Consider the following 11922-nt stretch of genomic DNA (forward strand, 5'->3'; position numbering starts at 1 on the left):
GTGGCTTTGCCGATGTCTTGCCTTTCGCACTGCAGCATCATATCGCTCCAAGGACGGACCGGCGGAACTTTCCGTTTCGCCAATCTTTCCAGTCTCCTGCAACCGGAGCGATGCATGACCAAATGGGTTTTCACCTTTGGCGATGGTGCGGCGGAAGGCCGTGCCAGCGACAGGAATCTCCTGGGCGGCAAAGGCGCCAACCTGGCCGAGATGTGCAGCCTGGGGCTGCCGGTGCCGCCGGGCTTCACCATCACCACGGAGGTCTGCAACGCCTACTACGCCAACGGCCGTATTTATCCGGCCGGGTTGGAAGCCGATGTCGCGGTCGCGCTCGATCACATCGGCCGGCTGACCGGCCGTCGGTTCGGCGACCCGTCGAAACTGCTGCTGGTGTCGGTGCGTTCGGGCGCTCGCGCCTCGATGCCCGGCATGATGGATACCGTGCTCAATCTCGGCCTGAACGACGAGACGGTCGAGGCGCTGGCCGCCGATTCCGGCGACGCGCGCTTTGCCTATGACAGCTACCGCCGCTTCATCCAGATGTATTCCGATGTCGTCATGGGCCTCGACCATGAGGTGTTCGAGGAAATCCTGGAGGATCAGAAGGGGGGGCTCGGGCACGAGCTCGACACCGAACTCACGGCGCTCGAATGGCAAGGCGTCATCGCGCTCTACAAGGCCAAGGTCGAGGAAGAGCTCGGCAGGCCTTTTCCGCAGGATCCGCATGAGCAGCTCTGGGGCGCGATATCAGCCGTGTTCTCGAGCTGGATGAACAACCGCGCCATCACCTATCGCCGGCTGCACGACATTCCCGAAAGCTGGGGCACCGCGGTCAACGTCCAGGCCATGGTGTTCGGCAATATGGGCGAAACCTCGGCCACCGGCGTTGCCTTCACGCGCAACCCTTCGACCGGCGAAAAGATGCTCTATGGCGAGTTCCTGGTGAACGCGCAGGGCGAGGACGTCGTCGCCGGCATCCGCACGCCGCAGAACATCACCGAAGCGGCACGTATCGCAGCTGGCTCGGACAGGCCGTCGCTGCAGAAGCTGATGCCTGACGCGTTCCAGTCCTTTGTCACCATCTCCGACAGTCTGGAGAAGCACTACCGCGACATGCAGGATCTCGAATTCACCATCGAGCGCGGCAAATTGTGGATGCTGCAGACCCGCTCCGGCAAGCGCACCGCCAAGGCGGCGCTGAAAATCGCCGTCGAGATGGCGCGCGACAGATTGATCACGAAAGAGGAAGCCGTCGCCCGTATCGACCCGGCCTCGCTCGACCAGTTGCTGCATCCGACTATCGACCCCAAGGCCGCGCGCGACGTCATCGGCATCGGACTGCCGGCGTCGCCCGGTGCCGCCACCGGCGAGATCGTCTTTTCCTCCGGCGACGCCGAGGAATTGAAGACGCAGGGCCGCAAGGCGATCCTGGTGCGCATCGAAACCAGCCCCGAAGACATCCACGGCATGCATGCGGCGGAAGGCATCCTGACCACGCGCGGCGGCATGACCAGCCACGCCGCGGTGGTGGCACGCGGCATGGGCAAGCCTTGCGTCTCCGGGGCCGGCTCGCTGCGTGTCGACTACAAGGCCGGCACGCTGATGGCGATGGGCTCGACCTTCCGCAAGGGCGACATCGTCACCATTGACGGCGGCAATGGCCAGGTGCTGAAGGGCGCCGTGCCGATGCTGCAGCCCGAACTTTCCGGCGATTTCGCCGCCATCATGGAGTGGGCGGACGCGGTCCGCCGCATGAAAGTGCGCACCAATGCCGAAACGCCGCTCGACGCGCGCATGGCGCGCTCCTTCGGCGCCGAAGGCATCGGCCTCTGCCGCACCGAGCACATGTTCTTCGATGGCGACCGCATCGTCGCCATGCGCGAGATGATCCTGGCAGACACCGAAAAGGACCGGCGCGCCGCACTTGCCAAGCTTCTGCCCATGCAGCGCTCGGACTTCCTCGAACTGTTCGAGATCATGGCCGGCCTGCCGGTGACGATCCGCCTGCTCGATCCGCCGTTGCACGAATTCCTGCCGAAGACCGAGGAGGAGGTGGCCGAGGTCGCCGCCGCCATGAAGGTGTCGCCGGACAAGCTCAGGCAGCGCACCGAGGCCTTGCACGAGTTCAACCCGATGCTCGGCCATCGCGGCTGCCGCCTGGCAGTCTCCTATCCCGAGATCGCCGAGATGCAGGCGCGCGCCATTTTCGAGGCGGCCGTGGAGGCCGGCAGGAAGGCCGGCGCTCTGGTGGTCCCCGAGATCATGGTGCCGCTCGTCGGCCTGGTGAAGGAACTCGATTACGTCAAGGCGCGCATCGATGCGGTTGCCAAGAGCGTCATGGAGGAAACCGGCGTCAAGATCGACTATCTCACTGGCACGATGATCGAGCTCCCCCGCGCCGCGATCCGTGCCCATGTCATTGCAGAGTCAGCCGAATTCTTCTCCTTCGGCACCAACGACCTGACCCAGACGACCTTCGGCATCTCGCGCGACGATGCGGCCTCGTTCCTGGAAACCTACCGCCAGAAGGGCATTATCGATCAGGACCCGTTCGTCTCGCTCGACATCGACGGCGTCGGCGAACTGGTGCGCATGGCCGCGCAAAAGGGCAGGGCGACGCGGCCAGACATCAAGCTCGGCATCTGCGGCGAACATGGCGGCGATCCGGCCTCGATCCGCTTTTGCGAAGAGGTCGGCCTCGACTACGTGTCCTGTTCGCCCTATCGCGTACCGATCGCCAGGCTGGCGGCCGCGCAGGCTGCGGTGCTGGTTGCGAAGGCAGGCCGCCGATAGGATCCATCCAGCTTACCGTTTTGTAAGGCAATTCACGCGAACGTGCTGGCGGCGTCGCGCAATCTCGACATTGTTCCTGCCCAATTTGCGGCTATCCGCAAATTGCTCCCGGAAACAGATGCTGCAGATTTCTCCCGCGCCGTTCCACTCGATCCTGGTCGTCCAAACCAAGTTCATAGGCGATCTCGTCCTCGCCTCGGCGCTCGCCAAGAACCTGCGGCTCGCATTCCCCGGCGCCAGCATCGTCTTTCTGTGCGAGGCTCGCTTCGAGAGCTTCGTGATCGCCCATGATATAGCTTCCGAGGTGGTCACATTCAGGCGCGACCGCATGCGCGGCACGTCCTTGGAGCGCGGGAAAGAGCTTTACGCCATGGTGCAGGCGTTGCGCCGCTTCCGTTTCGACCTGACCATCGACCTGACCGACTCGAAGACGTCGCGCATCGTCACCGGGCTCGTCAACGCCAAGACCCGTGTCGGTTACAGTCCTTCCGAAAGACCCTTGCGTATGTTGGAGCGGCAACCCGCCAATGTTTTTGCCAAGCCCTACGGCTTTGATGGTCAGCATTTCCTGTACCGCTACCTCTCGCCGCTCGAAGCGCTCGGCATCGAACTTCGCACGGTGATTCCAAACCTTGAGCCGCTGCCAATGGAGACGGCGAAAGCATTGGCGCTGCTGGGTAAGCACCATCTGAGGCCAAACGCATTCATCGCGGTACATGCGGGTGCAAGCTTCGAGGGCCGACGTTGGCAGCCGGAGCGGTTTGCAGCAGTGATCGTCGAGATCGCCGGCGAGACTGGTCTGGACGTCGTCCTGGTGGGTGGCCCGGACGAGCGCGAGATCGCCGAACGTATCGTCGCCAGGACCGCGCCGTCGGTCGTCAATCTCGTCGGTGACCTGTCGCTTGAAAGCCTGCTGGCGGTGCTGAAACAGGCCCGGCTGTTTCTCGGCAATGAGAGTGGCCCGATGCACATGGCCGCGGCCACTGGGACCCCGGTTGTCGGGCTGTTCGGTCTGACGGAGCCGTCGCGCTGGGGTCCCGTCGGCGTGCCGAGCATCTCGCTCCAGCCGCCGATGCCTTGCGCCTGCATGGCCGAAAACCTCTGCCGCGCGCCGGATCCCAGCAAGGCATGCTGCGTCTGGGGCCTGGAGGTCAAGCCTGTGGTCGATGCGGTGCGCGAGGTTCTTTCGCGCACCGAAATGAAACTGGAACACGCCATCTGAGATCATGCGCCGCATGCACGACCGCTCTCGACGCGGTGGAATGACCTGTCGCCCACAGGAACGGTCACATTGTCGCGGAGCGCTTTTCTGCTATGCGCCATCCCGATTTTCGCCTTCATGCGGGTCGTTGGGATGCCTGCTTGAAATGACGGGTCCGGGAATCGGTTTGATGCGCCTGCTGCAAAAAAATCTCTGCATGATCGCCCTGTCGTGGGCGATGGCATCCGCCAGCCATGCCGCGCCCCTCGTCGAGCCGACGCTGCACATCAAGTCGCAGGCGAGCGGAGCCGGCCGTGTGGCGCTTACGCTCGACGCGTGCGGTGGACAGACCGACAACCGGATCCTTTCGGCGCTGGTGGACAACAAGATCCCCGCCACCATTTTCGTGACCGGCATCTGGCTGAAGCGAAACGCCGCCGCCGTCGAGATCATGCGGGCGCATCCCGATCTGTTCGAACTGGAAAATCATGGCGGCCACCATGTCCCGGCGGTCGACACGCCGCGGAAAATCTATGGCATTCGCAGCGCCGGCAGCCCGGATGCGGTGCTGGCCGAGGTCGAATCGGGAGCCGCCGCTCTTACCGGGACCGGCGAGCCGGCGCCGAAATGGTTTCGTGGCGCAACCGCCGAATACAGCCCGTCGTCAATCGCCATGATCCGCAAGCTTGGCTTCAAGGTCGCGGGATTCTCGATAAATGGCGACGGCGGCTCTTTGCTTGGCGCCAAGGAGACCGCCCGGCGCATCGCGGCGGCCAAGGATGGCGACGTCATCATCTCGCACATCAACCAGCCGACCCATGCGGCCGGCGAAGGCGTGGTCCAGGGGCTGCTGGCGCTCAAGGCCAAAGGCTTGACCTTTGTGCGGCTCGACGATGCCGAGGGCATCGGCAATAACGGCACGACGGAGTGACTGGCCAGCCGAGCGGATCTCGATGCCTTCGGCGTTGGCTCAGTCCGGTTTGGCTTCGATCGTGACCTTGCTTGCGTAGAATGCGCCGTGGTTGCGGATTTCAGCCATTTCGTCGAAAGGACGCTCGTAGGCCCACATGGCGTTCTGGCCGGTCTCGCCGGCAGGCAGCACGCTCCAATAGCTTGCATCGCCCTTGTAGGGGCAATGGGTCGAGTGGTCGGTGCGGCCGAGCTTGCCGAAATCGATGTCGGCGAACGGAATGTAGAAGGCCGCCGGATAGGGGGCCTCGGTCAGCACCTTGGCCTTCGTTGTTGAAGCGATGACCACGTCTCCGACACGCACGGTAACGGTGCCGGCATAGGGCTCGACAGTGATGATTTTGTCCGGGTTGCGTTGGAAACCGGGTGCGGGGTTGGCGATCTGAACCATGCGGGGGGCTCTCCTTGCGTCGACTTAAGGTGTGTCGCGCAAGCCCGTTGCGCAAGGCCGCTATCGCCATCCAGCCCGCAAAACTTGCCGAGGCCGACATTGATGAATCGGACCCTGGAATCTTCGAGGTACTTGTCGTCAGCGGTCAGGCGGCGGCCTTGAACACGTCCATGAGACCGGCATAGGCGGCAGCGATCCCGGCGACCGGGTTGCTGCTTCTCGAGACGGTCTCGACCTTCAGGGAACCGCCGCCGGTAGGCAAGGTGAGCAGCAGGAACTGGCGGTTTCCGCCATCGCCGACTGACGCGGCCGCGACGTGCTGGTCCTCGCCCTGATTCTGGACGCACATCTTGAACAGCAGCGTGCCGCCGACCGCTTCCAGCGCGCCGCCGACAACTTCAACAAATTCATCTTCGGAAACAGTCTTTGTGTCCGGCACCAGATCGGCCAGACTTTCGGCAAGCGTACTCTCGAGAGCCTTGTCGTCGAGCTGCGCGTCCATGCGAACCTCTTTCAGTCGCCAATCGCACCCCTTTGCCCGTTAACGAAACTTAACGCCGACGATGGCCGGATTGTGGCGGTTTTCCACCAATGCGGCGCTCAGGGGTGCTGGCGGCTGGACAATCCGCCGGTTCGCTCCACAATAGCTCGAAAAGCACAACGCAAAAGCGTGAGGGAGGATCGAATGCTGGGACTGATGCAGGAATGGCCACTGCTTTGCCATAAGCTCATCGACAATGCCGAGCGGCAGCATGGCGTGCGCGAGATCGTGACGCGCTCGATCGAGGGGCCGATCGTGCGCACCACTTACGCCGACATCCATCGCCGTGCCCTGAAGGTCGCCCAGCGGCTCGAGCGCGACGGCTATGGGCTGGGCGACCGCATCGCCACGCTGGCCTGGAACACCGCACGCCATATCGAGGCCTGGTACGGCATCATGGGCATCGGCGCCATCTACCACACGCTCAATCCGCGGCTGTTTCCCGAGCAGATCGTCTGGATCATGAACCATGCCGAGGACAAGGCAGTCTTCGTCGACCTGACCTTCGTGCCGCTGCTCGAGAAGATCGCCGGCGCCGTCAAGTCGCTGAAACAGGTGATCGTGCTGACCGACAGGGCGCATATGCCGCCGACGACATTGCCCAACGCGGTCGCCTATGAAGATTGGCTTGACGAAGCGGATGGCGACTTCGCCTGGAAGACCTTCGACGAAAGCACCGCCGCCGGCATGTGTTACACGTCCGGGACCACGGGCGATCCCAAGGGCGTCGTCTACAGCCATCGTTCGAACGTGCTGCACGCCATGATCGCTGCCATGCCCGACGCCATGGGACTGTCGTCGCGCGATACGATCCTGCCTGTCGTGCCGATGTTTCACGCCAATGCCTGGGGCCTTGGCCAGAGCGGGCCGATGATCGGTGCCAAGCTGGTCATGCCCGGCTGCAAGATGGATGGCGCCTCGATCTATGAACTGCTCGACACCGAGAAAGTGACCTTCAGCGCCGCCGTGCCAACCGTCTGGATGATGCTGCTGCAGCATCTGGAGGAGACCGGCAAGGAGCTTCCCCATCTCAACAAGGTTGTCATCGGCGGCTCGTCGTGCCCGCGCGCGATCATGACCAAGTTTCAGCAGAACTACGATGTCCAGGTTATCCACGCCTGGGGCATGACCGAAATGTCGCCGCTCGGCACGCTGTGTACCCTGAAGCCGGACCATGCTGGTCTTGAGGGCGAAGCCCGGCTCGACGTCCAGCAGAAACAGGGCTACCCGCCCTTCGGCGTCGAAATGAAGGTGACCGACGACGACAACAACGAGCAGCCCTGGGACGGCAAGACTTTTGGCCGCCTGAAAGTGCGTGGGCCGGCCGTTGCCCGTGCCTATTATGGCGACGCCGGCGTGGAGCAGTTCGATGAGGATGGCTGGTTCGACACTGGCGACGTCGCCCACATCGACGCCGGCGGCTACATGCAGATCACCGATCGCGCCAAGGACGTCATCAAATCCGGCGGCGAATGGATTTCGACCATCGACCTCGAGAACCTGGCTGTCGGCCATCCCGATGTCGCCGAGGCGGCAGCCATCGGCGTTCAGCATTCGAAATGGGGCGAACGGCCGCTGCTGGTCGTCGTCCGCAAACCGGGCAAGGAACCGACCAAGGCTGACATTCTCGGGTTCATGGATGGCAAGGTGGCCAAATGGTGGATGCCGGACGATGTCGCTTTCGTCGGCGAAATTCCGCACACCGCAACCGGCAAGATCCAGAAGATCACCTTGCGCCAGCAATTCAAGGACTATCGCTTGCCGACCGATTGACGCGATGTCGCATGTTTCGGCTTCATGCCATCGCAAAAAGGCACTAAGTCTCCGTTCGGGTTGGGGCAGCACGGAAAACGATGGTTAGCATTCCTGAACGGCAAACGTCGAAGGCGGCCGGCTGGTCGCGGCGCACGGCCGCTTTTTCGTTGGTGCTGCTGCTGACGGTCTTTGTGGGCCATCGCTTCGATCTCGTCGAAACACCTGTCTTTCTGTGGGTGCTCGGCATTGTCGCGCTGCTGGCGGCGATGGCGCTGTTGTTTGCCGGGTTTGCCTTTTCGCGGCTGTGGAATTTCGGCGACCGCGGCGGCCGCGACCTGACGGTCGGCGCGCTGCTGGCACTGCTGGTGCTCGCACCCTACGGCGTCGCCGCCTACTGGGCGACGATCTATCCGCCGCTCAGGGATATCTCGACGGATTTCGACGAACCGCCGACGCTCGACGTGAGCGACCGGACGAAGGATATGAACGTGCTTGCACCGTCGACGCCTGGGGAACAGCGGCTGCAGGCCGATAGCTATCCGCTGGTCAGCGCACGCAGCTACGACCTGCCGTTCGAGACTGTCGTCAATGCCGTCGAAACCGTACTCGACCGGCGCGACTGGGAGCTGTCGGAGCCCTATCCCGATCTCGCCGGGCAAAGCGAGGTGACCATCACCGCCGTCGCCAAGGGCTTCGTGATCGGCCTTCCCGCCGATGTGGCGATCCGCGTGACGGACGATGGCGACACGGTCATCGTCGATATGCGGTCGGCATCCCGCTACGGCCGCTACGACCTTGGCGACAATGCCGCGCGCATCACCGAATTCCTGGCGGAGCTCGACCAGGAAGTCGCCGGTCAGGTCGGCGCCGCGCCAGCCGAGTGACTTTCAGAACCGGGTTGTAGTCAGGCGAATCCGTATGTCGCAGCAGAATGCAAGTTGGGTCTGCGGATAGACTATTCAGCGGGCTCGTATCTCCCCTGCAACAAGATCGTCGAGACCGGGCCAAGCGGATCGATGATCCGGCTCTCCAGGACCTCGATGAGTTTGCGTCCAACCCCGGCCATATCCACGAAATGAACGCCGATCTTTGCCGGCAGGAAGCGTGCAAGCCGCGTGCTGTCACGAGCGACGATGTGGACGTCGCTCCCTGGCACAAGACCTCTTCTGCCAAGAGCATGTAACGCCCCGAGAAGGCCCAGTTCGTTGGCGCATGCCAAGCCGGTCGGCCGATCTGACGACGCCAGTAGGCGATCGAACCAGCCTGCGCTCGATTCCATCGTGAACATGCCGTGACCGATCAGCGATTGGTCGATCGGAATACCGGCCTCGGCCAACGCCCTTTGATACCCGGCAAGACGCATGGCACTCGCCTGATCTTCCGGAACGAGAAGTTGCAATGCAATGCGTCGACAGCCCTTATCCATCAGCCGTCGGGTCGCCTCGTAGGCAATCTGTTCGTTGTCGATATCAACGTAAGGATATGCGACGTTCAGGTCCGTTCTTCCGAATGTGACGAATGGCATGCCTGCATCCAGCAGCAGCTTGACTCGCGGATCGCCCGACACCATGCGCGTGATGATCAGTCCGTCTGTGCTGCGCGCTTGAAGCTGCCGCTGCACACTCTCGACAGGATCGTCATCGGGAGTGGTGGAATAGATGGAGAGACTATAACCCGCTTGCCGCGCCGCCAGCGTCATGCCCTCGATCAAGGGAAGCTTCAATAGATCGGACAGATGGTCTTGTGTCTCCATCGGGTATACTGCCGTTATCGTCAGCGTTCGGCCGGTTTTGAGCGCGTAGCCATGATGATTTGGCAGATAACCGGCCCGTTTCGCCGCGTCTTTCACGCGTGCAATGGTCAAGGGATGGACTTCTGGCCCGTCCTTCAGAGCGCGGGAAACCGTCGTCACCGAAAGGGAAAGTTCCACCGCGAGCTGTTTTAGATTGGCCATTGTCGCCCGCCTTCATTGCTAAATCGCCGGCTGATTTCCTGCTGAAGCGCCGTGACGTTACCGGATTCGATATCCCGGTCAATCCTAACTCCTCGGGGAAGCAGCTTGACTCGGTTTAGATTGAGTGCAATCGTAACGTTACGATTAAAGAGAAACGGCGATTTTGAGCGACATTTCATAATTTCGGGAGGAGAACCTATGTCTTGGCTACGCATTTCCTTAGCAGCATTTGCAATCTCGGCTGCTTTGCCCGCCCATGCTCAAACAGTCACCATTACGACAGCGGGTGGCGACTATGGTAATGCCATGAAGGAAGCTATGTGGGGTCCTGCTGCAAAAGAGCTTGGATACGATGTCCGCGAGGAGACCCTAAGCGACGGCCTAGCCGCCTTGAAGATGCAGGTCACCTCGGGGGCTATCACGACCGACGTCATTCACCTTGGCTCACCGGAAGGCGCACAGGCTGCCGCACAATCGCTGCTGGAGCCTCTCGACTACAAGATTATCGACCCAAAGTCGGTGCCAGATGGCGCAAAGTCCGACTACTGCTATCCGTTCGACTCCTATGGCACCGTCATGTCATGGAATACCAAGACATACGGCGAGAACCCGCCGAAGACGTGGGCGGAATTCTGGGATGTTGCCAAGTTTCCTGGTCGTCGCGCGCTGCGCGCCAATGCTCAAGACTCGATCGAGATCGCACTGCTCTCCGACGGCGTGGCGCCGGCGGACATTTATCCCGTGCTCGGCACGCCGGAGGGTCTGGATCGCGCCATCAAGCGGCTCGAAGCAATCAAACCAAATGTCTCGGTGTGGTGGACCTCGGGCGCTCAGTCGGCGCAGTTGCTGAAAGACGGTGAGGCGGATTTGATCGTTACCTGGAACGGTCGGGCGGAGACAGTGAAAAAAGATGGCGGCGCGGCCGACTACACGTTCAAGGGTTCCGTCATTGGCACTGACTGTCTTGGAGTGCCGAAGGGGGCGCCGAACAAGGAAGCGGCCATGAAGCTGATAGCTGCGATGACACAGCCTGCGCGCGTGGCCAAGCTGACCGATTTCATCGCTTACGGCCCGGTCAATCCTGCTGGCTATGAGGGTGGCCTTATTCCCGCGGACCGTCTGAAGACCCTTGCGACCGCGCCTGAAAATGCCGGCACTTCGGTGTTCTCGAACGCGGATTGGTGGGTCAAGAACGGCGAGGCTGCCCAGAGGGCCTTCGATGAAATGATGAGCCGCTAAGCTTCGAATACATCGGCTCTAGGGCTGGAGCACATGATGAAGTCGCTCGCGATCACCATCGACAGCGTTCGCAAAACCTATGGGACCTACGTCGCGCTGGACGATGTTTCGCTCGACATCAAGGCTGGCGAATTCCTCACGCTGCTAGGCCCATCGGGGTCGGGCAAGACGACCTTGCTCATGGCCTTGGCCGGATTTGTCCGGCCAGATTCCGGCAAACTCTTGTTGGGGGATCGGGACATCACCCGCCTGGCGCCCAACAAGCGCGACATCGGCATCGTCTTCCAGAACTATGCCCTGTTTCCCCACATGAACGTCCTCGCGAATGTCGAGTACCCGCTGGTACTGCGCAAGGCGCCGAGATCTGAGGTCCGAAAGCGGGCGTTTGAGGCGTTGGCCCGCGTCAAGCTGGAAGATCTGTCGGAGCGCAACATTGCCGCGCTATCGGGCGGACAGCGCCAGCGGGTAGCACTGGCGCGGGCGATCGTCTTCGAACCACGCGTGATGCTGATGGACGAGCCGTTGTCGGCGCTCGACAAGAGTCTGCGCGAAACCATGCAGTATGAAATCAGACGTCTGCACGATGATTTGGGGATCACAACCATCTATGTGACGCATGACCAGCGCGAAGCGCTGATTATGTCTGACAGGGTCGCGGTCATGGATTCCGGCCGTATCCAGCAGATTGATACGCCACAGCGGATTTATCATCATCCATCGACCCGCTTCGTCGCGGAATTCCTAGGCGAGGCCAACATTATAGCCCCAGGCCTCGTGCGCAGAATCGACGGCGCCGATACATCGCCCGAAGCCCTGATGATCCGCGCGGAAAGCTTCCATCTTGATGCAAAGCTCGTCGGACGAGATGGCGTCGCGCTCGAAGGAACACTGCGCGCCAAGGTGTTTCGCGGCGAGAACTGGCTTCTGACGCTTGTGCTGGACGGCGGGCAAGAAGTTCTTGTCTGCATTCCGGCAGCCCTGGCCAGCGGCTGCGCCGAGCTTGCCACCGGCCAGTCGATGACCGCCTTTGCACCAGCCGCAAAAGTTCACGCGATGCCAGGAGCTAGGGCGTGACCGTC

General features: G+C 62.0%; 10 protein-coding genes. 7 read left to right on the forward strand and 3 right to left on the reverse strand.

The features are described from left to right. The first annotated feature begins 114 nt into the window (after nucleotides 1-114). From ppdK to AC0L24_RS02475, 3 genes are all read left to right on the forward strand, one after another. The gene (gene ppdK / locus AC0L24_RS02465; protein WP_127395676.1) at nucleotides 115-2793 is read left to right on the forward strand and encodes a pyruvate, phosphate dikinase; all 2679 of its coding nucleotides are present in this window, start codon (nucleotides 115-117) and stop codon (nucleotides 2791-2793) included. Between the two features lie 118 nt (nucleotides 2794-2911). Further along, the gene (locus tag AC0L24_RS02470; protein ID WP_127395677.1) at nucleotides 2912-4015 is read left to right on the forward strand and encodes a glycosyltransferase family 9 protein; all 1104 of its coding nucleotides are present in this window, start codon (nucleotides 2912-2914) and stop codon (nucleotides 4013-4015) included. 169 nt (nucleotides 4016-4184) lie between these two features. After that, nucleotides 4185-4925: a polysaccharide deacetylase family protein gene (locus AC0L24_RS02475; RefSeq protein WP_127395678.1), complete on the forward strand. Its 741-nt coding sequence runs from the start codon at nucleotides 4185-4187 to the stop codon at nucleotides 4923-4925. Nucleotides 4926-4964: 39 nt separating this feature from the next. Here AC0L24_RS02475 and AC0L24_RS02480 read toward each other — a convergent pair whose 3' ends face one another. Both AC0L24_RS02480 and AC0L24_RS02485 read right to left on the reverse strand, forming a co-directional pair. Continuing rightward, nucleotides 4965-5354, reverse strand: a complete 390-nt coding sequence (locus AC0L24_RS02480) for a DUF427 domain-containing protein (RefSeq protein ID WP_473563384.1) — start codon at nucleotides 5352-5354, stop codon at nucleotides 4965-4967. A 145-nt stretch (nucleotides 5355-5499) separates the two neighbouring features. Further along, nucleotides 5500-5856: a hypothetical protein gene (locus tag AC0L24_RS02485; protein ID WP_013532740.1), complete on the reverse strand. Its 357-nt coding sequence runs from the start codon at nucleotides 5854-5856 to the stop codon at nucleotides 5500-5502. 183 nt (nucleotides 5857-6039) lie between these two features. Between AC0L24_RS02485 and AC0L24_RS02490 the strand changes: the two genes are divergently transcribed. Together AC0L24_RS02490 and AC0L24_RS02495 are read left to right on the forward strand one after the other, a co-directional pair. Continuing rightward, nucleotides 6040-7668, forward strand: a complete 1629-nt coding sequence (locus tag AC0L24_RS02490) for a fatty-acid--CoA ligase (RefSeq protein ID WP_127395679.1) — start codon at nucleotides 6040-6042, stop codon at nucleotides 7666-7668. Nucleotides 7669-7748: 80 nt separating this feature from the next. Continuing rightward, nucleotides 7749-8534, forward strand: coding sequence for a DUF1499 domain-containing protein (locus AC0L24_RS02495; RefSeq protein ID WP_127810988.1), 786 nt, complete (start codon nucleotides 7749-7751; stop codon nucleotides 8532-8534). A 71-nt stretch (nucleotides 8535-8605) separates the two neighbouring features. On the opposite strand, the gene AC0L24_RS02500 is transcribed toward AC0L24_RS02495, so the two are convergent. Further along, nucleotides 8606-9604 (reverse strand): LacI family DNA-binding transcriptional regulator, encoded by a 999-nt coding sequence (locus tag AC0L24_RS02500; RefSeq protein ID WP_127810987.1) that lies wholly within the window; start codon nucleotides 9602-9604, stop codon nucleotides 8606-8608. 198 nt (nucleotides 9605-9802) lie between these two features. Here AC0L24_RS02500 and AC0L24_RS02505 point away from each other — a divergent pair, with 198 nt between their 5' ends. Beyond that, the gene (locus tag AC0L24_RS02505; RefSeq protein WP_127327122.1) at nucleotides 9803-10843 is read left to right on the forward strand and encodes an ABC transporter substrate-binding protein; all 1041 of its coding nucleotides are present in this window, start codon (nucleotides 9803-9805) and stop codon (nucleotides 10841-10843) included. 36 nt (nucleotides 10844-10879) lie between these two features. Then, on the forward strand, nucleotides 10880-11917 hold the full coding sequence (locus tag AC0L24_RS02510; protein WP_127396569.1) for an ABC transporter ATP-binding protein: 1038 nt from the start codon (nucleotides 10880-10882) through the stop codon (nucleotides 11915-11917). The last annotated feature ends 5 nt before the right edge of the window (nucleotides 11918-11922 follow it).

It is taken from the genome of Mesorhizobium sp. WSM4809 (genome assembly GCF_055811655.1).

What these genes read in the sequence shown, in the direction of transcription:
- ppdK (WP_127395676.1), top strand. Translation starts at nt 115, where the DNA reads ATGACCAAATGGGTTTTCACCTTTGGCGATGGTGCGGCGGAAGGCCGT.
- AC0L24_RS02480 (WP_473563384.1), bottom strand. Translation starts at nt 5,354, where the DNA reads ATGGTTCAGATCGCCAACCCCGCACCCGGTTTCCAACGCAACCCGGAC.
- AC0L24_RS02505 (WP_127327122.1), top strand. Translation starts at nt 9,803, where the DNA reads ATGTCTTGGCTACGCATTTCCTTAGCAGCATTTGCAATCTCGGCTGCT.
- AC0L24_RS02485 (WP_013532740.1), bottom strand. Translation starts at nt 5,856, where the DNA reads ATGGACGCGCAGCTCGACGACAAGGCTCTCGAGAGTACGCTTGCCGAA.
- AC0L24_RS02475 (WP_127395678.1), top strand. Translation starts at nt 4,185, where the DNA reads ATGCGCCTGCTGCAAAAAAATCTCTGCATGATCGCCCTGTCGTGGGCG.
- AC0L24_RS02500 (WP_127810987.1), bottom strand. Translation starts at nt 9,604, where the DNA reads ATGGCCAATCTAAAACAGCTCGCGGTGGAACTTTCCCTTTCGGTGACG.
- AC0L24_RS02470 (WP_127395677.1), top strand. Translation starts at nt 2,912, where the DNA reads ATGCTGCAGATTTCTCCCGCGCCGTTCCACTCGATCCTGGTCGTCCAA.
- AC0L24_RS02510 (WP_127396569.1), top strand. Translation starts at nt 10,880, where the DNA reads ATGAAGTCGCTCGCGATCACCATCGACAGCGTTCGCAAAACCTATGGG.
- AC0L24_RS02490 (WP_127395679.1), top strand. Translation starts at nt 6,040, where the DNA reads ATGCTGGGACTGATGCAGGAATGGCCACTGCTTTGCCATAAGCTCATC.
- AC0L24_RS02495 (WP_127810988.1), top strand. Translation starts at nt 7,749, where the DNA reads ATGGTTAGCATTCCTGAACGGCAAACGTCGAAGGCGGCCGGCTGGTCG.